Annotated in this window: 26 protein-coding genes; 25 read left to right on the top strand and 1 reads right to left on the bottom strand. The window is 34.1% G+C overall.

The genetic code is table 11. From position 1 onward, the window contains the following. Positions 1-3: 3 nt before the first annotated feature. Both ACTQ46_RS00955 and holA read left to right on the top strand, forming a co-directional pair. A complete protein-coding gene (locus ACTQ46_RS00955) occupies positions 4-2,313 on the top strand; it encodes a DNA internalization-related competence protein ComEC/Rec2 (protein WP_441746741.1) in 2,310 nt (769 codons plus the stop codon). After that, positions 2,282-3,304, top strand: coding sequence for a DNA polymerase III subunit delta (holA, locus tag ACTQ46_RS00950; RefSeq protein WP_441746739.1), 1,023 nt, complete (start codon positions 2,282-2,284; stop codon positions 3,302-3,304). Before ACTQ46_RS00955 ends, holA begins: the two co-directional genes overlap by 32 nt. 50 nt (positions 3,305-3,354) lie before the next feature. Here the strand turns inward: holA and rpsT are convergent, their stop codons facing one another. Further along, entirely contained in the window at positions 3,355-3,612 is a 258-nt protein-coding gene (gene rpsT, locus ACTQ46_RS00945; RefSeq protein WP_441746737.1) for a 30S ribosomal protein S20, read from the bottom strand. Between the two features lie 131 nt (positions 3,613-3,743). Here rpsT and lepB point away from each other — a divergent pair, with 131 nt between their 5' ends. The 23 genes from lepB to ACTQ46_RS00830 all read left to right on the top strand — a co-directional run bounded on the left by lepB (position 3,744) and on the right by ACTQ46_RS00830 (position 25,252). Next, complete coding sequence (gene lepB / locus ACTQ46_RS00940; RefSeq protein WP_441746735.1) at positions 3,744-4,274, top strand: signal peptidase I; 531 nt, start codon at positions 3,744-3,746, stop codon at positions 4,272-4,274. 13 nt (positions 4,275-4,287) lie between these two features. Further along, on the top strand, positions 4,288-6,099 hold the full coding sequence (lepA, locus tag ACTQ46_RS00935) for a translation elongation factor 4 (protein WP_441746733.1): 1,812 nt from the start codon (positions 4,288-4,290) through the stop codon (positions 6,097-6,099). Continuing rightward, a complete protein-coding gene (gene hemW / locus ACTQ46_RS00930; protein WP_441746731.1) occupies positions 6,083-7,225 on the top strand; it encodes a radical SAM family heme chaperone HemW in 1,143 nt (380 codons plus the stop codon). The genes lepA and hemW overlap by 17 nt, the downstream gene beginning before the upstream one ends. Positions 7,226-7,336: 111 nt before the next feature. Continuing rightward, on the top strand, positions 7,337-8,380 hold the full coding sequence (gene hrcA / locus ACTQ46_RS00925) for a heat-inducible transcriptional repressor HrcA (RefSeq protein WP_441746729.1): 1,044 nt from the start codon (positions 7,337-7,339) through the stop codon (positions 8,378-8,380). A 9-nt stretch (positions 8,381-8,389) separates the two neighbouring features. Beyond that, positions 8,390-8,908, top strand: coding sequence for a nucleotide exchange factor GrpE (gene grpE, locus ACTQ46_RS00920; protein WP_441746727.1), 519 nt, complete (start codon positions 8,390-8,392; stop codon positions 8,906-8,908). Positions 8,909-8,930: 22 nt separating this feature from the next. Further along, the gene (dnaK, locus tag ACTQ46_RS00915) at positions 8,931-10,748 is read left to right on the top strand and encodes a molecular chaperone DnaK (RefSeq protein WP_441746725.1); all 1,818 of its coding nucleotides are present in this window, start codon (positions 8,931-8,933) and stop codon (positions 10,746-10,748) included. A 138-nt stretch (positions 10,749-10,886) separates the two neighbouring features. Further along, entirely contained in the window at positions 10,887-12,014 is a 1,128-nt protein-coding gene (dnaJ, locus tag ACTQ46_RS00910) for a molecular chaperone DnaJ (RefSeq protein ID WP_441746723.1), read from the top strand. Positions 12,015-12,023: 9 nt separating this feature from the next. Further along, positions 12,024-12,968, top strand: coding sequence for a 50S ribosomal protein L11 methyltransferase (gene prmA / locus ACTQ46_RS00905; protein ID WP_441746721.1), 945 nt, complete (start codon positions 12,024-12,026; stop codon positions 12,966-12,968). Next, positions 12,961-13,683 carry an RsmE family RNA methyltransferase gene (locus tag ACTQ46_RS00900; protein ID WP_441746719.1) on the top strand — a complete coding sequence of 241 codons (723 nt, stop codon included), beginning with the start codon at positions 12,961-12,963 and terminating at the stop codon, positions 13,681-13,683. Before prmA ends, ACTQ46_RS00900 begins: the two co-directional genes overlap by 8 nt. A 1-nt stretch (position 13,684) precedes the next feature. Next, positions 13,685-14,986, top strand: a complete 1,302-nt coding sequence (mtaB, locus tag ACTQ46_RS00895) for a tRNA (N(6)-L-threonylcarbamoyladenosine(37)-C(2))-methylthiotransferase MtaB (protein WP_441746717.1) — start codon at positions 13,685-13,687, stop codon at positions 14,984-14,986. A gap of 50 nt (positions 14,987-15,036) precedes the next feature. Beyond that, positions 15,037-15,378 (top strand): histidine triad nucleotide-binding protein, encoded by a 342-nt coding sequence (locus ACTQ46_RS00890; RefSeq protein ID WP_441746715.1) that lies wholly within the window; start codon positions 15,037-15,039, stop codon positions 15,376-15,378. A 94-nt stretch (positions 15,379-15,472) separates the two neighbouring features. Beyond that, a complete protein-coding gene (gene rpsU / locus ACTQ46_RS00885) occupies positions 15,473-15,652 on the top strand; it encodes a 30S ribosomal protein S21 (protein WP_441746713.1) in 180 nt (59 codons plus the stop codon). A 96-nt stretch (positions 15,653-15,748) separates the two neighbouring features. Continuing rightward, positions 15,749-16,459 carry an NfeD family protein gene (locus tag ACTQ46_RS00880; protein ID WP_441746711.1) on the top strand — a complete coding sequence of 237 codons (711 nt, stop codon included), beginning with the start codon at positions 15,749-15,751 and terminating at the stop codon, positions 16,457-16,459. Continuing rightward, positions 16,460-17,440, top strand: coding sequence for a flotillin-like protein FloA (gene floA, locus ACTQ46_RS00875; RefSeq protein ID WP_441746710.1), 981 nt, complete (start codon positions 16,460-16,462; stop codon positions 17,438-17,440). Positions 17,441-17,445: 5 nt separating this feature from the next. Next, complete coding sequence (locus tag ACTQ46_RS00870; protein ID WP_441746708.1) at positions 17,446-17,841, top strand: hypothetical protein; 396 nt, start codon at positions 17,446-17,448, stop codon at positions 17,839-17,841. Between the two features lie 172 nt (positions 17,842-18,013). Further along, positions 18,014-18,481: a ribosome maturation factor RimP gene (rimP, locus tag ACTQ46_RS00865; RefSeq protein ID WP_441746706.1), complete on the top strand. Its 468-nt coding sequence runs from the start codon at positions 18,014-18,016 to the stop codon at positions 18,479-18,481. Positions 18,482-18,500: 19 nt separating this feature from the next. Next, positions 18,501-19,682 carry a transcription termination factor NusA gene (gene nusA, locus ACTQ46_RS00860; RefSeq protein WP_441746704.1) on the top strand — a complete coding sequence of 394 codons (1,182 nt, stop codon included), beginning with the start codon at positions 18,501-18,503 and terminating at the stop codon, positions 19,680-19,682. Then, the gene (rnpM, locus tag ACTQ46_RS00855; protein ID WP_441746702.1) at positions 19,672-19,947 is read left to right on the top strand and encodes an RNase P modulator RnpM; all 276 of its coding nucleotides are present in this window, start codon (positions 19,672-19,674) and stop codon (positions 19,945-19,947) included. Before nusA ends, rnpM begins: the two co-directional genes overlap by 11 nt. A gap of 13 nt (positions 19,948-19,960) precedes the next feature. Then, the gene (gene infB, locus ACTQ46_RS00850; protein ID WP_441746700.1) at positions 19,961-22,099 is read left to right on the top strand and encodes a translation initiation factor IF-2; all 2,139 of its coding nucleotides are present in this window, start codon (positions 19,961-19,963) and stop codon (positions 22,097-22,099) included. Between the two features lie 8 nt (positions 22,100-22,107). Next, entirely contained in the window at positions 22,108-22,473 is a 366-nt protein-coding gene (rbfA, locus tag ACTQ46_RS00845) for a 30S ribosome-binding factor RbfA (protein ID WP_441746699.1), read from the top strand. After that, complete coding sequence (locus tag ACTQ46_RS00840) at positions 22,466-23,434, top strand: DHH family phosphoesterase (protein WP_441746697.1); 969 nt, start codon at positions 22,466-22,468, stop codon at positions 23,432-23,434. Before rbfA ends, ACTQ46_RS00840 begins: the two co-directional genes overlap by 8 nt. After that, positions 23,418-24,302 carry a tRNA pseudouridine(55) synthase TruB gene (gene truB, locus ACTQ46_RS00835; RefSeq protein WP_441746695.1) on the top strand — a complete coding sequence of 295 codons (885 nt, stop codon included), beginning with the start codon at positions 23,418-23,420 and terminating at the stop codon, positions 24,300-24,302. Before ACTQ46_RS00840 ends, truB begins: the two co-directional genes overlap by 17 nt. An 8-nt stretch (positions 24,303-24,310) precedes the next feature. After that, positions 24,311-25,252, top strand: coding sequence for a bifunctional riboflavin kinase/FAD synthetase (locus tag ACTQ46_RS00830; protein WP_441746693.1), 942 nt, complete (start codon positions 24,311-24,313; stop codon positions 25,250-25,252). Positions 25,253-25,316: the final 64 nt, after the last annotated feature.

The raw sequence follows: 25,316 nt of genomic DNA, 5'->3' as shown, positions 1-25,316 counted from the left end.
TCTATGAAGCGTCCGATTATATTTGTTACAATATTTTTTGCTTTAGGGATAGTATTAACTGAAAAACTAAATATTAATTTCTTTTTGGTCTACGCCGTAGGGTTATTGCTGCTCTTGTTTATCAAAAAAAGATGGCAGATGATGGTTTTGTTCGCTTTTTTATCAGCTATACTGCTAACAGACTATCAAAACAATAAAATCAGTAAAATAAATGCCGCCGATAATTCTGGTAACTATATTATAGAATCCGTTACGGATGAAGAATATGGCAAAAGCTATATCGCCAAGAATGAAAGTGAAAATATATACAAAACAAAAATACGTATATTTGGAAATACTGATTATCGTCCTGGGGATCTCGTAGAAATCAAGGGAAAAGTTTCTTTACCGGAGGAAAACTCAAATCCTGGTCTTTTTAATTATAAAAATTATCTGAAGTCAAATAAGATTTATGCCCTTCTCGATGCAGATCATTATAATACTGTAAAAATTGGAGAGACTAATAATATTATTCTGAAGTTTAAGTATTCTATTTTGGATGGTGCAAATCAATTGTTGGATAACAACTTTGAAAAGGATCATTCGAACTTTCTAAAGACAGTATTTTTAGGAGAAGATAGAATTGAAGAAACGGAAAAAGAACAAATAAGAGAATTGGGTATAGCCCATTTATTGGCAATTAGCGGGTTTCATATTAGTCTTCTCTATAGTTTTATTCAATTTCTTTTGATAAAGGCAAACATTCCTAGAAATACCAGTATGATTGTTATTATAGTTGGATTGTGGTTTTATGCATATTTATTGTCATGGATTCCTTCTGTCTTTAGAGCGGTATTTATGATTACAGCGATCCTTATTTCAAGCCGATATTATCTGCCATGGGATCGTATGAATATATTATTTCTCTCCTTATTGATAAATCTGTTAAGAAATCCATTTGCTATTTACGATATAGGTCTTCAATTTTCTCATCTAGCTGCATATATAATAATAGCAGTAATTCCCAGGTTCAGACTGCAGGAAGAGAAGGGCCTGGTAAGCTTGATTAAATTTAGCGCAATTGTTTATATCTTTCTCCTTCCAGTACAGCTTTACTATTTTAACGAAATACAATTAGGCTTTTTATTAGGAAATATCATCATAGTTCCCGTATTTGTTCTAGCTATATTATCTGCGGCGATTTATATACTTTTTGGGTTTATTCCCCTTGTTGGAGCAGGTTTGCTTTATTTTACAAAGTGGAGTCTAAATTTACTGGATTGGACTATTGAGGGAGCTTCGTTATTTGCATCTTCGATAACAATACCTTCTTTTTCACTTATGGGCATACTTTGTTTCTATTTTCTGTGCTTTTTGTATTTTTATCATAGAAGAGCATTGCTGCAATGTAAAAGAATCCTCTTTATCGCTATATCTATTATCCTTTTTTTTGATGCCTTTTCTTATTATTTATTTAAACCTGTTACAGTTACGATGATTGATATTGGGCAGGGAGATTCTATTTTAATAAAAAACAGAGAAGATACTCTGCTGGTGGATACTGGAGGGAGTTTTTGGGAAAATGATTCGACAGGAGAATATATATTAAAACCGACTTTATTAAAAAAAGGGGTAGGGTCTCTTGATTATGTATTACTATCTCATTTTGATGAAGATCATGCAGGAAATATCGAGATGATAATGAGAGAATTCAAGCCAAAGGCTGTCATAGGTCGGAAAAACGGGAAAGAAATAATAAAAGAAAAATATAATTTAAATGTTCCTTATATAGAATTAGAAAATTCTATTCTTGATTTCAACAGTTTTCAAATAATCAATTACTTTGCAAAAGATGTAAAAGATGAGAACAACAACTCTTTAGTATTTAAAATGAAAGCTCATAATTCTGCAATACTTTTTGCAGGAGATATCGAAAAAGAGGCCGAAGAGAAGTATTTAGACAAAGATATTGAAAGTGATATTCTGAAAGTTCCTCATCATGGATCAAAAACCTCTTCTACAGAAAAGTTCTTAGATAAGGTTAATCCAAAACTAGGAATAGTCTCTGTCGGAAGAAATAATATGTACGGTTTTCCCCATAAAGAAGTAATAGAGCGGTACAATAAGAAGGGGATTCCTCTTCTAAGAACAGATGAACAGGGTGAAATAGAGATCATTATTCATCGATTTGGTTTAAAAGCCTATACCTATTGGCCTAAAGAAGTCGATAAAGATATAATTTTTAGTATACTAGTATGGACGATAGTTTTTTATATATTAGTTATAAGCGAAAGGACAAGGGATGAACTACATAGATGGAGTAAAACGGATTAAAAATAGGGAGCTGCAGCCGATAGTATTGATATCCGGAGAAGAGAATTATCTAAAAGAAGATCTTCTGGAGCGGATTAAGAAGCAGTATGTTGATCAAAGCTTAGAAGATTTCAATCTCGATATAATAGAAGGCAAGGCGGTTCTATTCAATGATTTATATGAAATATGCGAAACTCTTCCTTTTATGGATAAAAAAAGAATTGTTGTTGTAGAAAATTTGCCTATGGATAGAAATAGTGTCTCAAAAATAAATGATTTTCTTGAACAATTATTGAATTATTTTAAAACATTCCCTGAGTTTACAATTTTAGTTTTAGTATCAGTTGGAAAAGCCTATAAAGGAAAATTTTTAAAAAATGCAATCAAGTATATGGATCATTTTGAAGTTTCTAAATTGAATCAGAGGGAATTAGAAAATTTTATAAAAAAAAGCTTTAATAAAAGCAGTATAAAAATAGATCAAAAAGGACTTAAATATTTTATCGAAAATACTATGTACTTGGAAAGCGAAATGAAAGTAACTCTTTATGATGTAGAAAATGAAATTATTAAATTAAAAAATTTAAATAAGTGCGAACTTACACTTTTGGATATCGATCAAGTCCTGATTAGTTCCTTTGAATCGAATATTTTTAGGTTGACAGATGCAATTGGTGAGAAAAAGAGAAAAAATGTTTTAGAGACCTACTTTCGTTTGATGAAATCAAACAGTGATCCTTTCCATGTGTTTTATATGATCATTCGGCAATTACGGAATCTTCTTTATATAAAATGGGCAGCTCTCAATAGAATTCCTTTAGGGGAAGCGAAAAAGAGTATTGGAATATCGGAATATGAATATAAAAAACTCCAGGGATATCTTAAAAACTGGTCTGTTGATGCCCTTCAGAGAGGACTACACACAGCTTATGAAATTGAAGTTCAACTAAAGAGTACTGGAGCAGACAGCGAAGAGTTGTTTAAAAATTTCATCGTGAAAATATTATTATAAACAAAAAAGGATAATGTATCAGATCTGTTATACATTATCCTAAATATTTATTACGCATTTAATTTTTTACTTAATCTGCTTAATTGTCTAGAAGCTGCATTTTTATGAATTACATTTTTAGACGTCGCTTTTTTAAGTTTTTTGTCTACAACTTTTAAAATTTTTCTAGCTTCATCAAAATTTCCTGATTCTACGGCTGCATCAAATTTCTTGATGTAAGTTTTTAACTCAGTTTTTTTCGCTCTATTTTCTTGAGTTTGTCTCTTTGTAACTTTGATTCTTTTTAGTGCTGATTTAATATTAGCCATTCTTTCACCTCCTAAACATAACATTGGTATTATATACTAAAGCTTATAAAAGATCAAGATAATATTTTAAGAAATTGAAGAAAAAAAAGGAGTATGATATACTACAACAGTATAATTTAAGGAGAGTAAAGATGTCTGAAAAATCAAACAAAAACAGTTTATTGGAATGGGTTGTCGTTATTGCCGTTGCGTTTGTGTTGTCAATGGTCATTAAAAGCTTTATTTTAAGTTCTACTTTAGTAGTCGGTTCCAGTATGAATGATACGTTAAAAACCAGGGATCGTTTATTTGTAAATAGAATCAGCTTTATGGTAGATGATGTGGACTATGGAGATATTGTTGAATTTAAATCTCCGGTAGAAGACAAAGATTATATTAAAAGAGTAATCGGTCTGCCGGGAGATACAGTAGAAATCAAAGATGATAAAGTGTTGTTAAACGGAAAAGAATTAAAGGAGTCTTATACTAATTCTGATAGAACTTTAGCCATTACAGATCAAACGAAATGGGAAGTTGAAGAGGGCAAAGTCTTCGTATTAGGGGATAACCGGCTTCCTAATGGAAGTAAAGACAGCAGGGATTTTGGTACTATTGATAAGGATTCTATAGTGGGCATAGCCTTTTTTAGATTTTATCCATTCAACCAGATCGGTACTTTATAATGGGGGAATTTAGTTGTTAATTAAGAAAGATCATATAAGAAACTTTTCTATCATAGCCCATATCGACCATGGCAAGTCTACTTTGGCAGATAGATTGATAGAAGAAACAGGAATGCTTACAAAAAGAGAAATGGACAGCCAAGTGCTTGATAGTATGGATTTAGAGAAAGAACGGGGTATCACGATCAAATTAAAAGCGATAAAGCTGTTTTATAAGGCTTTAGATGGCGAAACATATATGCTGAATCTAATCGATACTCCAGGACATGTGGATTTCAATTATGAAGTATCGAGAAGCTTAGCAGCTTGCGAAGGCGCGTTATTGATAGTCGATGCTACACAAGGAGTAGAAGCTCAGACATTGGCTAATATGTACTTAGCATTGGAACAAGATTTAGAAATATTACCAATTATAAATAAGATCGATCTGCCTTCTGCAGATATCGATTTTGCAAAAGAGGAAATCAAAAATATTATCGGTCTTCCTGCTGATGATGTTCCAGCGATATCCGCGAAAGAAGGACTAAATATTGTCGATGTTCTAGAAGAAATAGTCAATAATGTACCAGCTCCATTGGGAGAAGACGATAAACCATTGAAAGCTTTGATATTTGATAGTTACTATGATTCCTATAGAGGTGTTGTATGTTATGTCCGTGTATTTGACGGATCTATTAAACCTGGTATGTCTATTCAGATGATGTCTACGAAAAAATCATTTGAAGTAACTGAAGTGGGTTATACTTCTCACGGCATGATTATTACTGAAGAAATTCAGACGGGAGATGTAGGCTTTGTTGTTGCCAGTATAAAAAATGTTCAAGATGCCCGAGTGGGAGATACTATAACAGAAGCGAAAAACAGTACTGAAGAACCGCTTCCCGGCTATAAAAAAGTAACGCCTATGGTTTACTGCGGAATATATCCTGCTGAAGGCGAGGAGTTCACTGAAGTGAGAGAAGCTTTGGAGAAACTTCAGGTTAATGATGCATCTTTGGTCTTCGAACCGGAAAGTTCTGTCGCCTTAGGATTTGGCTTCCGCTGCGGATTCTTGGGTCTTCTTCATATGGAAGTTATACAAGAGAGGCTTGAGAGAGAGTTTAATTTAAATATTATCGCCACATCCCCTTCGGTTATATATAAAGTGTATAAGAAGAGCGGAGAGCTTTTGGAAATTCAAAATCCTTCCAATTTGCCTCCATTAACTGAAATTGATTATATGGAAGAACCAATAGTAGAAGCGAATATTATGAGTCCTACCGATTACGTCGGTCCTATTATGGACTTATGCCAAAATAAGCGTGGGGAGTTTAAAGATATGACCTATCTAGATGAAAAACGGGTCAATATTCGTTATTTGCTGCCGTTAAATGAAGTAATCTATGATTTTTTTGATGCTTTAAAATCAAAAACTAGAGGTTACGCTTCTTTAGACTATGAACTAAAAGGATATCAGCAAGCAGAACTGGTTCGTTTAGATATAGTTATCAATGGGGAGACAGTAGATGCGTTGTCTTTAATCGTTCATGAAGAAAAGGCCTACGAAAGAGGAAGATCTATCGTTTCCAAGTTAAAAAATCAGATACCTAGACATCAGTTCGCAGTGCCGATACAAGCTGCTATCGGATCGAAAGTGATTGCTAGAGAAACGGTACGAGCCCTTAGGAAAGATGTATTAGCGAAGTGTTACGGCGGAGATATTTCTAGAAAGAGAAAATTATTAGAAAAACAAAAAGAAGGCAAGAAACGAATGAGACAAGTTGGTTCTGTTGAAGTTCCTCAAGAAGCTTTCTTATCGGTATTAAAATATGATGAAGATGATTAAAAAAGGGATATATATTCATATCCCTTTTTGCGAGAAAAAATGCAGTTATTGTGATTTCACAACGATAATCGGCAAAGATAAAGAATATTACAAAGAGTACGTACATCTTCTGCTGCAAGAAATAGACCTTTACAAAGATCCATCTGTTTTCGTAGATACAATTTATATCGGCGGCGGGACCCCGAGTTTGTTTCCTTCGGAGTTCATAGAGAGAATCCTTTGTAAATTGAACGACTCCTTTTCTATTATGAAAAATGCAGAAATCACTCTGGAATGCAACCCTAATACGATCGACTATAATACAATAAAGAAATATACAGAAATAGGAATCAATAGAATTTCCTTAGGTGTTCAGTGTTTTCAGAATCATCATTTAGAAAAACTAGGAAGAATGTATACTTGGGAAAAAATAATTGAAGATTGCCAAATTATACGTCATGGCGGCATAAGAAATTTATCAATAGACTTAATATACGGATTTCCAGAACAAAAAATAGAAGATATTTTAGAGGATTTAGAGTTTATAGATCAAATACAGCCAGAACATATATCTTGGTATAATTTAATTGTAGAAGACAAAACATTGTTTGGTTATTTATATAAAAAAGGCGAATTGACTTTGCCCTCTGATGAAGAAGAAGAGGGATTATATTTACGTATCTGTCAAGAGTTGAAAAAAAGACGATATAAACAGTATGAATTGTCGAATTTCTCGAAACCCGACTATGCATCAATGCATAATTTAAAATATTGGCATAATGAGGAATACTTTGGCTTTGGAATTGGCGCATCAGGTTATATTAATAAAATTCGTTATAAAAACGACATCAATATGAAGGATTATGCTGTTTCTATAGATAGAAGAGAAAGTCCTTACTTGGAAGTAGAAGAATTGGATATGGAAACTTTAAAATTCGAATATATTATCATGCATATGCGTCTTGACTCAGGATTGTCCTTAGGTAGATTTGAAGAGCTTTTTGGGGTAGACCTTTATTTAATAAACAAAGCTATCATATCGGAATTTATAGAAAGCGGGCATTTGCAGCTTCAAAACGATAGAATTTCATTCACAGAGAAGGGTTTCTTTATATCCAACTATTTTCTTTCAAAAATAGATTTTTAATCGGCTAATTAGCCGATTTTTTTGTTTTTACTGTTGACAAACAGAAAATAAGGTACTATAATGTTGTTAGCACTTGAGTCAAGTGAGTGCTAACAACTGTAAGGAGGTGACTTGAGCTTGATCAATCAAGATTTAACAGATCGTCAAGAAAAAATCCTGTATTCTATAATAGATAGTTATCTAGAGACTGCAGAACCGGTGGGATCAAGAACCTTAAATAAGAAGTATGATTTAGGTGTTAGTCCTGCCACTATCAGAAACGAGATGAGCGATTTAGAAGATCTTTGTTTAATCATGAAAGCTCACTCATCATCTGGAAGAATCCCGACGGACGCTGCTTATAGACGATATGTCGATGATTTAATGAATAAAATTAATGCGAAATTATATGCTACAGAGAATCAATCGCTATCGACGACGAATTACAATCAATTTATTGATGCAGATAAAATAATCGTAGAAGCAGCAAGGATACTATCTTCATTAACAAACTATACCTGTATCACAATGCTTCGAACATCTTCTGATATTCATGTCGAGCATATCGAACTATTGCCGATTAATTACAATAATTTTGTAATGGTAGTCGTTTACAGTACTGGAGATGTTGGCAATCATATTATTCACAGCAATAGTTTATTAGAAGATGAAGACATTAGAAAAATCAATTTTCATCTGCGGTCGTTAATTACAAAAAAAGAAATTAACGAAATGGATGAATACAAGAATGAACTGATACGAAAATTAAATGATTATCCTTTTATTAGAGATTCTATTACTAGTGTTATCGAAGAAGAATTTAATAGTTTTCGGGAATTAAATTTTCATACAGAAGGATTGACTAATATATTTGATTATCCAGAATATTCTGATATGAATCGATTAAGAGAATTTATAGAGTTCGTTGAAAACAAAGAAAATATTATGAAGCTTTTTTTAGAAGAAGAGAATTACTTTTATGTGAAAATAGGGAAAGAAAACTCCATTGATATTTTAAAAGATAATACTGTTATCGTATCGTCTTATTTATTAAACCAAAGAATAAAAGGGAAAATTGCTTTAATAGCACCTATAAGAATGAATTACCCCAAGGTGATCGAAGCAGTTATGACAATATCCTGGAAAATCAATCATATGATTAATAATAGGAACTAGGAGGAGAGAATGAAAGAAAACAATATTCATTCAGAAGAAATCGAAGAGGAAACGGAAGACGAAATTATGGATGAGGAAGGTAGTGTTGAAGAAGAAATCGATGCGACAGAACAAGAGATCCTGGATTTAAAAAACAGTTTGTCAAGGATCCAAGCCGATTTTATAAACTTCAAAAATAGAACCCAAAAAGAAAAAGCTCAATCTATCGCGTTGGCAAATGAAGGTCTTATATTACGATTATTACCTGTAATCGATGATTTAGAAAGAGCTTTAGATCAGAAAAACTGCAGCAATGAGTTTTCCGAGGGAATCAGCATGATTTATAAAAATATGATAGAGATATTAAAAGGCGAAGGTTTAGAAGAAGTCCCTTCTGTAGGCGAACCTTTTGATCCTAATTTCCATCATGCTGTTGTTATGGAAGACAATGATGAACTAGAATCAAATCATATTATAGAAACGCTGCAAAAAGGCTATGTATTAAATGATAAAGTAATTAGGCCAAGTATGGTCAAAGTAAGTAATTAATTAATTTTAGGAGGAAGTATATATGAGTAAAATTATTGGTATAGATTTAGGAACAACAAATTCAGCAGTAGCAGTTATGGAAGGTGGAGAGTCTGTAATTGTACCGAATGCAGAAGGAAATAGAACAACACCATCCGTAGTTGCCTTTACAAAAGATGGAGAAAGACTTGTAGGAGAAACAGCTAAAAGACAGGCTATCACAAACCCTGGAAGAACTATCTCTTCAATTAAAAGAGAAATGGGATCTGATTATAAAGAAAGTATCGATGGCAAAGACTATTCTCCAGAAGAAATTTCAGCAATGATTCTTCAAAAAATCAAAAATGATGTAGAGTCTTATTTAGGCGAAACAGTTACCGAGGCGGTTATTACTGTTCCAGCATACTTTACGGACAGTCAAAGACAGGCGACAAAGGATGCAGGTAAAATAGCAGGTTTAAACGTTAGAAGAATTATCAACGAGCCTACAGCAGCAGCTTTAGCTTATGGTGTAGATAAAGAAACAAATCATAATAAAGTTATGGTGTTCGACCTAGGCGGCGGTACATTCGACGTTTCTATTCTTGAAGTAGGGGATGGAGTCTTCGAAGTATTAGCAACAAGAGGAAATAATAAACTAGGCGGGGACGATTTTGACCAAAAACTAGTTGATCATATGGCTGAAGAATTTATGAAAGAGAACGGACTTGATTTAAGAAAAGATCCTACATCTCTTCAAAGACTTAAAGATGCTGCAGAAAAAGCGAAAAAAGAACTATCTTCTACATTATCTACAAATGTAAACCTTCCTTTTATTACAGCAATTAATGGAACTCCAGCTCACTTAAATATGGATATCAACAGAAGCAAGTTTGAAGATTTAACTTCTGACTTGGTAAAAGCTACTGAAGGTCCAGTGAAAGAAGCTTTAAAAGATGCAGGCGTTTCTGCAAGCGAAGTAAACAAAATTCTGCTTGTCGGCGGATCTACAAGAATTCCTGCAGTGCAAGAGTCTGTTAAAAAATTAGTAGGGAAAGATCCTCAAAAAGATATCAACCCTGACGAATGTGTTGCAATCGGAGCAGCATTGCAAGGTGGTGTTTTAACAGGGGAAGTAAAAGACTTATTATTACTAGACGTTACACCATTGTCCCTAGGAATTGAAACTTTAGGCGGTGTTACAACAAAATTAATCGAAAGAAATACTACCATCCCTACTAAGAAGAGCCAAGTATTTACTACTTCTGCAGATGGACAAACTTCTGTTGAAATCGTAGTATTACAAGGGGAAAGAGAAATGGCTTCTGACAATACACTTTTAGGAAGATTTACTTTAGCTGATATCGCACCAGCACCAAGAGGAATCCCAAAAATCGAAGTATCTTTTGATATTGATGCGAACGGTATTGTAAATGTTACCGCTAAAGACCAAGGATCTGGAAAAGAACAAAATATGACTATTACTGCCTCTACAAATATGAGTGATGATGAAATCCAAAGAAAAGTAGATGAAGCTGAGAAATATGCAGAAGAAGATAAAAAGAAAAAAGAATCTATTGAAGCAAAAAATAATGCAGAATCTGTAATTTATCAAGCTGAAAAAACAGTCAAAGATCTTGGCGATAAAGTTGATGAAAATGAAAAAGCAGCTGTCAATGGAAAGATCGATGATTTGAAGAAAGCTTTAGAAGCCGACAATGTTGAAGATATGAAACAAAAAACTGAAGATTTAACTCAAGAAGTTTATAAAATGTCTCAAAAATTATACGAGCAAAACGGCGGGGATGGATCTGAAAATGCATCAGCACAAGATGATGTAGTAGATGCAGACTATGAAGTTGTAGATGACGAAGAAAACTAAAAGTATCTAGAGAAAAGGCTCTTGCTAATGCAATAGCCTTTTTCTTTTTTGTCTTGCTAATTGACGTATATCTAGTAAAATAGTAGCAGTAGTTTAAAATGATGATAAGTTAATGAATAGATAAGGTAGAGGTAGAGAATGAGAAATTTATATGAGATATTAGGTGTAAGCAAAGATGCACCACAAGGTGAAATTAAAAGCGCCTATAGAAAGTTAGCGAAAACCTATCACCCGGATTTAAATCCCAATAATGAAAAGGCTGCAGAATTATTTAAGGAGATCAATCAAGCCTATGAAGTTTTAAGCGACGAGACAAAACGACGCCATTATGATCAGTTTGGAGAAGCATCCTTCCAAAATGGAGGCATGGGTAATGGCGGATTTAATATGGATTTTTCAGACATATTTGGAGATATATTCGATATATTTGGAGGTGGATACAGCTCAAGAACGGCGAATCCGAATAGTCCGAGAAGGGGAAGCGATTTAGAAAAACAAATTATTCTGACTTTTGACGAAGCTGTATTTGGCGTTGAAAAAGAAGTATCCATTTCTAGAACGGAAGAATGTTCTCATTGCTCAGGATCGGGAGCTGAACCTGGAACGTCAAAAACAACCTGCGACCAATGTCATGGATCTGGTCAGATTCGCAGAACCCAAAGTTCTCCTTTAGGTACATTTGTAAGAACTGCAGTCTGTGATAAATGTGAAGGTACAGGAGAGATCATAGAAGAAAAATGCCATCAATGCGGCGGTTCTGGAAAAGAAAGAAAAAACAAAAGTATAAATGTAAAGATACCTGCGGGAGTCGATAATGGTTCGGTGATTAATTTAAGAGGTGAAGGGAATTCAGGCGCAAACGGCGGTCCAAAAGGAGATTTATACTTAGTTGTTAAAGTAAAAGATCATGAATTCTTCCAAAGACATGGTTACGATATCTATTATAAACTGCCGATTTCCTTTGCCCAGGCAGCTCTAGGGGCAAATCTAAAAATACCAACTTTAGAAGGACTGGAAGATTATGAACTCCCAGAAGGAGTACAAACGGGCACACGTTTTAAGCTAAAAGGAAAAGGGATTCAGAAGCTAAACAGCAAGTCAAAAGGCGATATCTATTTTGATGTTCAAGTGGTTACACCAAAGAAACTAAGTCAAAAACAAAGAGAATTGTTTGAGGAATTAGCGGATCATTCAGAAAAATATAACATTAAAGGGAAAGAAGATAAGAAAAATATTTTCGGGAAAATCAAGACTTTCTTTGAATAAGGAGACAAAATGAATTGGAGAGAGATTGAGATAATTTGCGATCGAAATTTAGAAGAAATTATTTACTCTATACTTTATCAGTTTCCGATTACAAGTATCGAAGTTGAAGATTATCAGGACGTTTTAAATTTCAAAAAAACACAGCCTTACTGGGTAGTTATCGATGAAAACGTAAAGGCTATTCGGGAAGAAATTATTATTAGGACTTATTTGGAAGACAATGCCGATAATTATTACAACATACAAAAAATCGATCAATTGCTTGAAAATATTAAGAAGAATCATCCTGAAGAGATTCAGTACCATTTAGATAAGAGTATTGAGGATAAAGACTGGTCAGAAGAATGGAAAAAAGGTTATAAACCATTTAAAATAGGCGGGTCTTTAGTAATAAAACCGACTTGGGAAAATTATAATAATCAGGAAGGTGATATTGTTCTTGAAATTGATCCCGGCATGGCTTTTGGAACAGGGACACATGAAACTACATCCTTGACATTGATTGAATTAGAAAATTTGAATCTAAAAGGAAAAAAAGTATTAGATGTGGGATGCGGATCTGGGATCTTATCCATTGCAGCTTTATTATATGGCGCGAAATCTGCCCATGCTGTGGATATAGATCCTTTGGCGGTAAAAGCGTCTAAAGAAAATGCCATTATAAACAAAGTAGAAGAGAATTTTACGGCTGAAGTAATGGATATATTATCTGAAAAAAGAACTTCAGAGCAATACGATATAGTGGTTTCAAATACATTATATTTCGTTTTGGTTTCTTTAATACCAAAACTCGGCGATTATCTCAAAAAAAACGGTATGTTCGTATGTTCTGGTGTTCTAAAAAAACAAGAAGAAGATATGAAACTCTGCCTTGCAAACTATGGTTATGAAACTGTAAGAGTAAGAGAAGACGGAGAATGGATTAGTATTGTGGCGGTGAACAAAAATGTATAGATTTTTTACCGAAAATATTCCCGATGAAAAGGGGATTATAGTAATTGATGGCCCTGATCACAATCATTTAAAAAACTCTTTGAGAATACGAATTTACGAAAAAATACAAATTGTTTCTAATGATATTATTTATGATGTAGAAATTTCCGAAATACTAGAAGACTGTATAAAAACAAAAATTATAAATATCGACGAAAAAAGCTATGAGTCTCCACTATCGATCCATTTGTATCAAGGCTACTGCAAAGGAGACAAGATGGATTTTATTATTCAAAAAGCTGTTGAATTAGGTGTGGATGAGATAACACCCTTATTAACAAACAGGACTGTTGTTAAAATAAAAGAAGGCAAAGCTCAATCTAAAATAAAAAGATTTGAAAAAATAATTGAAGAAGCTGCCAAACAATCCAAACGAAAAAACATACCGATTATTCATCCGCCTTTGTCTTTGGATCAATTAGAGGTACAAGATGAATACACGATTGTTGCATACGAAGAAGAAGAGGAATCTTTAAAAACAATTTTAGAGACAGACAGTATAAATTCTGTAAATGTAATTATTGGGCCGGAAGGCGGGTTTGAAAAGGAAGAAATCGAGAAATTACAAGGGATGGGTGCACGTTCTGTTTCAATTGGAAACAGAATTTTAAGGGCAGAAACAGCAGCTTTAGCGCTTTTATCCATTCTGCAATATGAGAAAGGAGACTTAAATTAAGTTGGAATCAGTAGCGTTTTTAACCTTGGGCTGCAAAGTGAATCATTACGAGACGGAAGCGATGCAGGAATTATTTGAAAAAAAAGATTATGAAATCAGAGGGTTCAATGAGTTTTCAGATATATATATTATAAATACCTGTACTGTTACAAATCTTAGCGACCGCAAGTCGAGACAGGCTATCTCTAAAGCCAGAAGAACAAACGAAAATGCAATTATAGCAGTTGTAGGCTGTTATTCCCAGATCAAAGATAAAGAAGTATCTAATATAGATGGGGTTAATGTTGTTTTAGGAACTGCTGAAAGAAGCAGAATTGTCGAGCTATGCGAAAAAGCAAAAAAAGAAAAGAGAAATGTAAATGCAGTTTCTCAGCTTAAGAGAGATAAAGTTTTTGATCCTCTTAAGATTACTCAGCAAAAAGAGATGACCAGAGCCTATATAAAAATACAAGAAGGCTGCAGCCAGTTTTGCTCCTATTGTATTATTCCCTACGCCAGAGGACCGATATGTTCTCGAAATATTAACGAAATTTATGAGGAAGCAAAAAACTTATCGGATAATGGATACAAAGAAGTTGTTTTAACAGGAATCCATGTTGCCTCTTATGGAAGAGACGATAAAGATGGGTATCAGTTAATTGATGTAATAGAACGAGTTGCAACAATTCCCAGTATAGAAAGAATCCGATTAAGCTCAGTAGAACCGAGAATTATAACAAGAGACTTCTTGGAACGTGCTGCTAAACTCGGTAAATTATGCGACCATTTTCATCTTTCACTGCAAAGCGGATCCGATAGAATTTTAAAAGCGATGAATAGAAAATACGATCGAAAAATGTATGAAGAACGAGTAAATCTTCTAAGACAGTATTTCCCCAATGCAGGTATTACTACAGATATAATCGTAGGTTTTCCAGGAGAAGAAGAAGAGGATTTTGAAGATACTTTGGAATTTTCGGAAAAAATGGAATTTTCTAGAATTCATGTGTTTAAGTATAGTCAAAGAGAAGGAACTGCGGCTTCTAAATGGGGAGATCCTGTCAACGGAAATGTAAAAAAGGAACGCAGTGCTCGGTTAATTATATTAGGCGATAAACTTGCAAAAAGATTTATGGAAAAACAGAAAGGTCAAAGTTTAACGGTCTTAGTGGAAGAGAGTCATGATAAAGAATATATGTATGGTTATTCTTCAAATTATCTGAGAATAAAATTAGATTTTGAGGAGCAATATTTAAATAAAATAATAAAAGTAGAGCCTATTGAAATAAAAAATGAAGAATTGTACTCAAAAATCAATATTTAATCTTTTCTAATCCTAATCCATTTGATATAATTGATAAAGGAGGTGAAAGGATGAACTGTATTTTTTGTGAAATAGTTAAAGGCAATATTGAGACAGATGCAATTTATGAAGACGATAAAATAATTGCCTTTAACGATCAAAATCCACAAGCACCTGTACACTTTCTAGTAATCCCTAAAGAACATATTAGTTCAGCTAATGAAATCAATAGCGCTAATGCTTCGATAATAGGAGGTATTTATGCAGCTGTTGCTAAGTTGGCGAAGGAGATGGGTTTTGCAGAGGATGGTTATAGAATTGTTAATAACTGCGGCAATGATGGAGGTCAAACTGTACATCATATTCATTTCCATGTTTTGGCCGGAAGAAGTTTACAATGGCCACCCGGTTAAATCTCTTGCATATTGATTAAAGGTAGTATATACTATTAGGGTATTATTCTACTCTTAGGAGTACTCTTGCAAGAAAAGAGGGGAGGGATAGATTATGTCAGAAATTAAAGTTGGAGAGAATGAATCATTAGATAGCGCCTTAAAGAGATTTAAAAGACAATGTGCCAGATCTGGTGTTTTATCTGAATACAGAAAAAGAGAGCACTATGAAAAACCTAGCGTAAAGAGAAAAAAGAAATCTGAGGCGGCTAGACGTAAAAAGAAAAAATTTTAATTTAAATTATAACTGCTTTGTTTATTCAGAGCAGTTTTTTTCTACTCAAAATTCCATTGTATAGTATTTAATGTATAATAGAAGAGGGGGATATATATGAAAAATAAAAAAATAGGTCTATTTATGCTCATGATGATCATTTCATTGTTTTCTATTTCAAGTAAAACCTTTGCAGCATCATTATCGTTAGCAGAAAATACAAGTGTATTGTCGATTGTACTCTTAGTGGCGGCAGTAGTATTATTTATTATTGAAATCTTTCTGCCTACTTTCGGAATTGCAGGTATCTTTTCGCTATTATCTTTTATCGGTTTTTTTTATCTGAACTTTACATTAGGAAATGCGGAAATGATACATATTATTATCTTTTTAATCGGTTGTCTCTTGCTGGGTATTGAAATTTTTGTGCCGAGTTTCGGCTTTATCGGGATAGCGGGTTTAGGCTTTATAATATTGGGTATTTTCCTAGCAATAGGAGACATATTTACTGCTGTATTAACATTAAGTATTGCTATCATCGTCTCAACTATAATTCTTTATATCTTCATTAAACAAGGGTATAAGCACAAGCTTTTTGAACCGATTATCTTAAGGGTTACAAAACCTAAGAAAGACGAAGAATATAACGAAGAAAAGGCGGTGATTGGAGAAGTTGGAACAGCAGAAACAGCACTTCGTCCGTCAGGGGTTATGATTGTAGGCGAACGCCGCATTGATGTAGTTACATTTGGAGAATTTATCGATAAAGGCGAAAAAATTGTTATTGTATCGGTAAATGGCAATATTGTAAAAGTAAGGAGGTATTAAATGGAATTAGTATTTATTATTTTAATCGCGTTTATAATTCTTATATTTTTAGGAATTCTTTTCACAATGGTTCCAGTGGGATTATGGATCACAGCATTTTTCTCTGGCGTAAAAGTGAAAATCTCTAATCTTATCGGAATGAGATTAAGAAGAGTTACACCTAGCAAAATCATTAACCCATTAATTAAGGCTACGAAAGCGGGTTTGGTTCTCAGCACAAATGAATTGGAAGCTCATCATTTAGCCGGGGGGAATGTTAATACATTGGTAGACGCTCTTATTGCAGCTCAAAGAGCAGAGATACCATTGGAATTTGAGAGAGCGGCCGCTATTGATCTAGCTGGCAGAAATGTTTTAGAGGCTGTACAGGTTTCGGTTAATCCTAAGGTTATCGAAACACCGCAGATTTCAGCTGTAGCTATAAACGGTATAGAACTTTTAGCAAAAGCAAAGGTCACTGTTAGAGCGAATATCGATCGTTTAGTCGGCGGTGCAGGAGAGGAAACGATTATAGCCAGAGTAGGAGAAGGTATAGTTACAACGGTCGGATCTGCTAAAAGCCACAAAGATGTTCTAGAAAATCCAGATTCGATCTCAAAAACTGTTTTAACTAAAGGTCTGGATTCGGGAACTGCTTTTGAAATCCTGTCTATAGATATTGCGGATATCGATGTCGGAAGAAATATCGGAGCTAAGCTTATGACAGATCAGGCAGAAGCAGATAAGAGAATTGCTCAAGCAAAAGCGGAAGAGCGCCGTGCTATGGCTGTAGCGAAAGAACAGGAAATGATAGCAGAAGTCCGCAGTATGAGAGCTAAAGTTGTAGAAGCAGAATCTAAGGTACCATTAGCAATAGCTGATGCGCTGAAAAATGGGAATTTAGGAGTTTTAGATTATTATAATTTAAATAATATTGTATCGGATACTAAAATGAGAGAATCTTTCGCAGATTCAAATGAAACTACGAATAAGGAGGATTAGTTCTGATGTTAGATCTTTTGCTTATAGCGATCGGAGCTTATGTCATATTTTCAAAAATTTCAAGGAGACCCCAAAATAAGCAGAAACAGAGCAAAAAATCAAAATTTTTTGAATTTAGAGAAAGAGATCTTAAAAAGTATTTCACAGATCTCGATGAAGAGACTAAGAAACCGGCAGAACAAAAGGGAAAAGAAATTATAAAAAAACAATTTCCAGCAGCAAAAGAAATTTCATGGGATATTGTGGAGAAAAAGGATAAACCTTCGGCAGACAGAAAGCTGCAAGGCAACAAAGACAGCATAATGGTTGAGAAAAAGGATGGCAAAAAGGATAAACCCTCTCCTAAAGAAATGTTTCTTTACTATGAACTCCTGTCTAAACCTAAAAGTCTCCGTAAATAGTTGATAGAATCGCATAATTTTGATATAATATTATTAGATAAATTTGAGAAATGGAGAGAGTGGGGGTATCCCACTCTTCTTTATTGTCCATTTATCAAAAGTTTACCGATTGGCAGTTAAGATGCTTTTATATTTTAAAAGCTTGTTTAGGATTCGATTAGGAGGAATTTATATGGAGAATAAAAATCTTTTGCAGTGGTGCAGTAATCACTTTGGTAAAATGCTTAAATCATTAGGATATGAAATAGTTGAAGTAGAGTACCAACCTGAATCAATGGGAAATGTACTGCGTTTCTATATCGATAATATAAGCGACGAACTAGTCACTGTTGAAGACTGCGAAAAAGCAAGCTCAGTTATAAGCGATGAGCTGGATCGGACAGATCCTATAAGCGAATCCTATTACTTAGAAGTATCTACTCCAGGAATCGAACGGGAATTCCGCTATCCTAAAGACTATAGACGTAATTTAGACAAGAAGGTAGTTGTGAGACTATATATGCCTTTGAATGGAAAAAAAGAGTGGTTGGGAATCTTAAAAGATTTCAATGAAGATAATATCCACATAGAAACGAAGAAAAACAAGGAAATCTGTATAGAAAGAGAAAAGATTTCTAGTATTATACTATCATTATTTTAACTAGGACAGGTGTATATTAATGAATCAGGAATTTATAAGAGCATTAGAAGAAATTGAATCGGAAAAAGGTATTCCAAGAGAGATAATTTTTGATGCCTTGGAAAAAGCACTTATAAAAAGTTACGGAAAAAATTACGACGACAGAGAGAATGTTTCAGTTGAAATTGACCGCGACACAGGGAAAATTAAAGTGTTTGCTATTAAAGAAATTGTAGAATCTGTAGAGGATCCAATCGGTCAAATAAATATTGGAGAAGCCCAAAAGATCAGGTCAAATGTGGAGCTGGGAGATGAAATCAGTATAGAAGTTACACCCGGTGATTTTGGAAGAATAGCAGCCCAGACTGCTAGAAATATTGTGATACAAAAAATTAAAGATGCTGAGCGGGACATTATCTATAATGAATTTATTGACCGGGAAAAAGAAATGATTACAGGTACGATTCAACGAATCGACAGGGGAAGTCTATATATAGACCTAGGCCGGGTAGAAGGAGTTGTACCTCCTGCGGAGCAGATTAAAACAGAAAATTATAAAATTAATGATCGAGTAAAACTCTTCATTAAAGAAGTAAAGAATACGACTAAAGGCGCCCAAGTTATTTTATCTCGTACGGACGCCGGTCTTGTAAAGAGACTTCTTGAATTGGAAGTTCCAGAAATCAGCGACGGTGTTGTAGAAATCTTTTCTATAGCCAGAGAAGCAGGTTCTAGAACGAAACTGGCTGTTTTTACAAAGGATGAAAACATTGATCCAGTAGGAGCCTGTGTTGGATTTAAAGGTACAAGAGTTAAAGCCCTTGTTGATGAATTACGGGGAGAAAAATTAGATATTATTGTCTATGACAAAGATATTAAAGTGTTTTTAGCAAATAGTTTAAGTCCATCAACTGTAGAATCAGTATTTATTGATGAAAAAAATAAAAATGCAAGAGTTATAGTACCGGAAGATCAATTATCATTAGCGATCGGAAAAGAAGGTCAAAATGCTAGATTAGCTGCTAAGCTAACAGGCTGGAAAATTGATATTAAAGGAAATGAACAATATCAAAATGAAATTGAGAATGGAGCTATCGAGGTTCAATATGAAGGAGAAGAAGGGTACCTAAACTCTGCTTCAGATATGGACAATACAATTTCCGATCAGCTTTCCAAATTAGAAGAAATGATAGATTTAGGCGAGGCTGAAAATGAAGAATAAAAAAATTCCTATGCGAAAATGTATAGCCTGCGGAGAAAACAAGGCTAAGAATGATCTCATAAGAATAGTCAATAATAAAGAAGAAGGAGTATTAGCAGACCCGACCGGTAAAAAGAACGGCCGAGGAGCTTATATCTGCAAAGATCCTTCCTGTATTGAATTAGCACAAAAGAACCATAAGTTAGAACACGCATTAAAAACTGAAATCACGCAAAATTTATATGAGGAGATAAAAGATTATGTAAAAAACGTGAATGCGAAATAGGAGGAAGCTATATATGAAGAAAATAAGAGTTTATGAATTAGCCAAAGAGCTGAATATTCCTGCAAAAGAAGCTGTTTCTGAGCTAAATGAGTTAGGTTTTAAAATCACAAGCCATATGGCAGCATTAGATGATGAAAGCTATCAATTAGCGAAAGAGGAATTATCTAAAAAGTTTAATTCTGTTGAGGAAAAATCGGAGAAAGAACCTGCTAAAAAAGCAGAAAATAAAAAGAATGCAGACAATGAGAAGAAAGCAGATACTCAAAAGAAAGAAAAGTCAAAACAAAAATCCAATTCTTCCAAACGAAATAAACAAAGACATAAACAGTCGAAACAAAAAAACAAGAATGCTTCTACCAACCAGGCTTCAGAAGAAAAACAAAATAAGAAACAAAAAGAAGAGTCAGATGTGACGTATATACCAGCATCTATATCAGTAAAAGACTTAGCGGAAGCGATAAATGTATCTGTTACTCAATTAATTTCAAAATTGATACAGCTAGGAATTATGGCCAATCAAAATCAAGATGTTGATTTTGATACTGCAGAGTTAATAGCTGATGAATTTAATAAAAAAGTTGCATTAAAAGAACCGGAAGAAGTTAAATCTGATTTCGATTTAGATTACGAAGATGCGGAAGAAACATTAAAACCAAGACCTCCGGTAATTACAGTTATGGGCCATGTTGATCACGGCAAGACTTCATTATTAGATAGAATACGTAAAGCCCATGTTACAAGCGGCGAAGCTGGAGGAATCACTCAGCATATAGGGGCTTATACTGTAAATATAGATGGAAACAAAATTGTGTTTTTAGATACTCCGGGCCACGAAGCCTTTACTGCTATGCGTTCTAGAGGAGCACAGGTAACAGATATTGCTATTTTAGTAGTAGCTGCTGACGATGGTGTTATGCCTCAAACCATAGAAGCGATCAATCACGCAAAAGCGGCGGAAGTGCCGATTATTGTAGCTGTAAACAAGATGGATAAGCCAGATGCGAATGATGCGCGTATTAAACAAGAGCTGGCTGACAACGGTCTAATGCCGGATGAATGGGGCGGAGATGCCATAATCGTTCCAGTATCTGCCAAAACAGGTGATGGAATCGATGATCTTTTAGAGATGATCCTGATGGTATCCGATATGGAAGAGTTTAAAGCAAATCCAGATCGTAAAGCAGTAGGAACTATTGTTGAAGCTCAGCTTGACAAAGGAAGAGGACCAACTGCAACGGTATTAGTTGAAAAAGGAACGCTTCGTTTAGGAGATGAAGTTGTATCCGGACAAGCAAGCGGACGAGTTCGTGCTATGTTTGATGATAAAGGCAAAAAAATCAAAAAAGCCGGTCCTTCAATCCCTGTATTAATTTTAGGTCTTTCTGAAGTTCCAGAAGCAGGGGGGAAATTATACGAAGTTGAAGATGAAAAAACCGCTAGAGCTTATGCAGATAGAGTTAGAGATGTCCAAAGAGAAGAAATGATCCACCAAGGAGATAATATATCTCTTGATGATTTATTCTCAAAAATTGAAGAAGGCGCTCTCAAGGACTTGAATATTATTGTAAAAACAGATGTTAAAGGAACTATAGACGCTGTTAGACAATCTTTAAATAAATTAAGCAATGAAGAAGTAAAGGTAAATATCATTCACGGTGCCGTAGGAGGAATTACAGATTCTGACGTAATGCTTGCTACTGCGTCTAAAGCTGTAATTATCGGGTTTAATGTTAGACCTTCTCAGGGTGCTATGGATATGGCAAAACATGAAGGGGTCGATATTAGAACGTACCGAGTTATTTACGATGCAATTGAAGATGTTAAAAACGCTATTCAAGGTATGCTTGATCCTAAATTTGAAGAGGAAGTTTTAGGCCGTGCTACTGTTAGACAAGTATTCAAAGTACCTCATATTGGAAACGTCGCTGGTGTGTACGTTACAAATGGAAAATTAACAAGACAATCTACCATTCGATTAATACGGGATAATGTAGTTGTATTTGAAGGAGATGTATCTTCCATGAAGCGTTTCAAAGATGATGCAAAAGAACTTCTTACCGGCTATGAAGGCGGTGTTGGTTTAGAAAATTACAACGACATCAAAGAAGGCGATGAAATGGAAGCTTATATCATGAGTGAAGTAAAAAGATAGAGGTTAATATGAATAATAAAAGAGTTCATAGAATATCAGCTGAAATAAAAAAAATTATATCCACAAGTTTGTATAATGACGTAAAGGATCCAAGAATTGATACGATAAACACAGGTATTACGGAAGTCCACGTTACAAATGACTTAAGTTTTGCAACTGTATACATCTCAGTTATAGGAGATGAAGCAAAAAAAGAAGAGACTCTCGAAGGTTTTAGACAAGCTTCCGGATTCTTCAAAAAAGAAATTGCCAAAGCTGTACAGCTTCGCCAAATACCGAAATTAGTCTTTAAATTAGATGAATCTACCGAAAGAGGTATCCATATCAACAATTTGATTGAAGAAATTCACGATAAGGATCATAAAAATGAATAATATTTTCAATGAGATTGAAAATGAAGTCGAGAAAGCAGATAAAATTCTGCTTTCTTCTCATCTAAGTCCAGATGGTGATAATTTAGGCTCTCTTATTGGTTTAGGTCTTTCTTTAGAAAAAATGGGAAAAGAAGTTACCCTGCTTCAACTAGATGAGATTCCAAAATACCTAAAATTCCTAAAAGGTTTGGACAAAATGACAGATAAAATTCCAGACAATATTGATCTCTATATCACAGTAGATTGTGCAAACAAAGAACGATTAGGAGATGTTGAAATACTTTTCAACGACCCAACGATTAAAATTATAAATATCGACCATCACAAGAGCAATGAATATTATGGCGATATTAACTTAGTAATAGGCGACTACAGCTCAACATGCGAGATCGTATATGAATTAATAAAACACGGTAAATTTCCGCTTCCCACGTCCTCTATGGATAGTCTTTATACAGGGATCTGTACAGATACAGGACGTTTTTTATATCCAGCAGCTACAGATTCTACATTAAAAGCAGCATCCGAGTTGATAGAATGCGGTGCAGATAAAAGAAGGATCATGTATTACCTTTATGAAAACGAATCGATAGAATCCAAAAGATTGAAAATAGAGATACTTTCGGAATCTGAATTCTATTTTGATAATAAATTAGTACTGTCCTCTGTTACATTGAAACAAGCTTCCGACTATAATTCAACCATATCGGAAGTTGATGAAGTAGTAAACGAATACAAAAATGTCGGCGGTGTTGAGCTTTCTGTATTGATAAAAGAAAAAATACAAAACGAATTTAAAGTGAGTTTAAGAAGCAAGACTTATCTTGATGTGAGTAAGATTGCTGCAGATTTTGGCGGAGGAGGACATACTTTCGCTGCTGGATGCAGTATTAAGGGAAGCTTAATAGAAGTGAAAAACAAGTTATTAGAGAGGTTCGAAGAAATTGAATGGAAATCTTAATGGGATTTTGCCAATTTTTAAAGAAACAGGTTTTACTTCCCATGATGTGGTTGCAAAATTAAGAGGAATTTTAAAAACTAAAAAGATCGGCCATTCCGGTACACTTGATCCAAATGCCACAGGCGCACTGCCTATTTGTATCGGAAAAGCAACTAAAATCAGCGACTATATGATGCTTCAGCCGAAAGAATATATCGCTGAAATTACATTCGGAATAGAAACTGCTACTGAAGATATCTGGGGAGAAGTATTAAATTATTCAGACAAAATTCCTACAAGAGATGAAATAATATCTTCAATAGATAAAATAAATAATCAAGAAATCCAGCAGATTCCACCGATGTATTCTGCTAAGAAAATCAAAGGTAAAAAGTTATATGAATATGCGCGAAAAGGCGAAATTATTTCTCGCGAATCGATCCGCGTTACAGTTTATCAGGCAGAGCTGCTTCGTAAATATGAAAATAAAGCTCTTATACGGATACGTTGTTCTAAAGGCACCTATATTAGAACTCTTCTGAAAGATCTTGCTCGTTCTATGGATACCTGCGGCACTATGTCTTTTCTATTGCGTACTCTTTCATCAGGCATATCCATAGATAATTGTTTAACCCTAGAACAGATTGAGCATAATATAGAATCGATAGAAGATATTATGCTTCCTATGGAAAAGGCACTGTCTCATTTGCCAAAAATTGAAGTAGACGATGAGAAATATAATCTTATTCTAAATGGAGCAAAAATATCTACCTCTTTAGATCCAATGGAACAAAATCTGATCTACTGCAGGAATGAATTTATTGGTATCGGTGAAGTATTAAAAAGCAACCATTCAAATATTATTAAAGTAAAAAAATTATTGCATTAGAGGAAGTTATGAAGATTATTGAGTTAGACAATAGTAAAATTAAAAATTCAGAAGAGACTATACTGGCATTAGGAAATTTTGATGGATTGCATCTAGGTCATATCAAATTAATTTCTACTATGATAGATGAAGCTTGTAAAAAGAATCTAAAAAGTGCAGTTCTTCTTTTCAAAGATCATTCTGGCAAGGTACTGTATCCGAGCAGTAAAAAATTCGTGTTGACGACTTTGGAAGATAAAATTGAAATTCTAAAAAAAGAAAAAGTTGATATTGTTTTTGTAAAGAATTTTGATATAGACTTTTCTAAGATGCTTCCGGCAGAGTTTATTGATTTTATTATTACAAAAACAAAATGCAAAGGTATCGTTGTAGGAAGGGATTATAAATTTGGTTATAAAGGAGAAGGCGATATTCGTTATCTAGAAGAGCATTATGTCGATCAAGAATTTAAACTTATTGAAATAAATGACTTTTGTCTTGATAAAAAGCTTATAAAAAGTACGTTAATAAGAAATCTGCTCGAAATTGGAAATGTTGAATTAGCGAATAGGTACCTTGGCCGACCCTATAGTATAAAAGGAAAAATAGTTCATGGAGAAGCGAGAGGACATCTTCTAGGCTTTCCCACAGCAAATTTAGAGAATCAAAACTATATTTTGCCCAAGGAAGGTGTCTATTTTACAATCAGCGAAGTCAATGGGAACCACTATCTGTCTATGACTGCATTAGGCGAGAATAAAACATTTGATGAAGTAGAAAAAAAAATTGAAACGTATATATTCGATTTTTCAGAAGATATCTATGGAAAAACTCAGAAATTGTATTTCATCGAATATATGAGGGAAAATGACAGATTTCCATCTGCCAATGAGTTGATTCAGCAGCTTGAAAAAGACAAGATTTATATTTCTAAGAAAGATTTACAACTATACACAGATATGTTACTATAATACTTGTACTGTTGCGTTGTTATACGAGTCCTCAACGTTTTCAACAGCAGCGGTGAATAAAATT

The sequence above is a fragment of the Gallicola sp. Sow4_E12 genome (assembly GCF_052116305.1).
Lineage (GTDB): Bacteria > Bacillota > Clostridia > Tissierellales > Peptoniphilaceae > JBQKLI01.
Note: the sequence above shows the minus strand (reverse complement) of the source record. Positions and strands in the feature narration are given on the sequence as shown.

What these genes read in the sequence shown, in the direction of transcription:
- ACTQ46_RS00955 (WP_441746741.1), top strand. Translation starts at nt 4, where the DNA reads ATGAAGCGTCCGATTATATTTGTTACAATATTTTTTGCTTTAGGGATA.
- holA (WP_441746739.1), top strand. Translation starts at nt 2,282, where the DNA reads ATGAACTACATAGATGGAGTAAAACGGATTAAAAATAGGGAGCTGCAG.
- rpsT (WP_441746737.1), bottom strand. Translation starts at nt 3,612, where the DNA reads ATGGCTAATATTAAATCAGCACTAAAAAGAATCAAAGTTACAAAGAGA.
- lepB (WP_441746735.1), top strand. Translation starts at nt 3,744, where the DNA reads ATGTCTGAAAAATCAAACAAAAACAGTTTATTGGAATGGGTTGTCGTT.
- hemW (WP_441746731.1), top strand. Translation starts at nt 6,083, where the DNA reads ATGATGAAGATGATTAAAAAAGGGATATATATTCATATCCCTTTTTGC.
- grpE (WP_441746727.1), top strand. Translation starts at nt 8,390, where the DNA reads ATGAAAGAAAACAATATTCATTCAGAAGAAATCGAAGAGGAAACGGAA.
- dnaK (WP_441746725.1), top strand. Translation starts at nt 8,931, where the DNA reads ATGAGTAAAATTATTGGTATAGATTTAGGAACAACAAATTCAGCAGTA.
- dnaJ (WP_441746723.1), top strand. Translation starts at nt 10,887, where the DNA reads ATGAGAAATTTATATGAGATATTAGGTGTAAGCAAAGATGCACCACAA.
- prmA (WP_441746721.1), top strand. Translation starts at nt 12,024, where the DNA reads ATGAATTGGAGAGAGATTGAGATAATTTGCGATCGAAATTTAGAAGAA.
- ACTQ46_RS00900 (WP_441746719.1), top strand. Translation starts at nt 12,961, where the DNA reads ATGTATAGATTTTTTACCGAAAATATTCCCGATGAAAAGGGGATTATA.
- ACTQ46_RS00890 (WP_441746715.1), top strand. Translation starts at nt 15,037, where the DNA reads ATGAACTGTATTTTTTGTGAAATAGTTAAAGGCAATATTGAGACAGAT.
- rpsU (WP_441746713.1), top strand. Translation starts at nt 15,473, where the DNA reads ATGTCAGAAATTAAAGTTGGAGAGAATGAATCATTAGATAGCGCCTTA.
- ACTQ46_RS00880 (WP_441746711.1), top strand. Translation starts at nt 15,749, where the DNA reads ATGAAAAATAAAAAAATAGGTCTATTTATGCTCATGATGATCATTTCA.
- floA (WP_441746710.1), top strand. Translation starts at nt 16,460, where the DNA reads ATGGAATTAGTATTTATTATTTTAATCGCGTTTATAATTCTTATATTT.
- ACTQ46_RS00870 (WP_441746708.1), top strand. Translation starts at nt 17,446, where the DNA reads ATGTTAGATCTTTTGCTTATAGCGATCGGAGCTTATGTCATATTTTCA.
- rimP (WP_441746706.1), top strand. Translation starts at nt 18,014, where the DNA reads ATGGAGAATAAAAATCTTTTGCAGTGGTGCAGTAATCACTTTGGTAAA.
- nusA (WP_441746704.1), top strand. Translation starts at nt 18,501, where the DNA reads ATGAATCAGGAATTTATAAGAGCATTAGAAGAAATTGAATCGGAAAAA.
- rnpM (WP_441746702.1), top strand. Translation starts at nt 19,672, where the DNA reads ATGAAGAATAAAAAAATTCCTATGCGAAAATGTATAGCCTGCGGAGAA.
- infB (WP_441746700.1), top strand. Translation starts at nt 19,961, where the DNA reads ATGAAGAAAATAAGAGTTTATGAATTAGCCAAAGAGCTGAATATTCCT.
- rbfA (WP_441746699.1), top strand. Translation starts at nt 22,108, where the DNA reads ATGAATAATAAAAGAGTTCATAGAATATCAGCTGAAATAAAAAAAATT.
- ACTQ46_RS00840 (WP_441746697.1), top strand. Translation starts at nt 22,466, where the DNA reads ATGAATAATATTTTCAATGAGATTGAAAATGAAGTCGAGAAAGCAGAT.
- ACTQ46_RS00830 (WP_441746693.1), top strand. Translation starts at nt 24,311, where the DNA reads ATGAAGATTATTGAGTTAGACAATAGTAAAATTAAAAATTCAGAAGAG.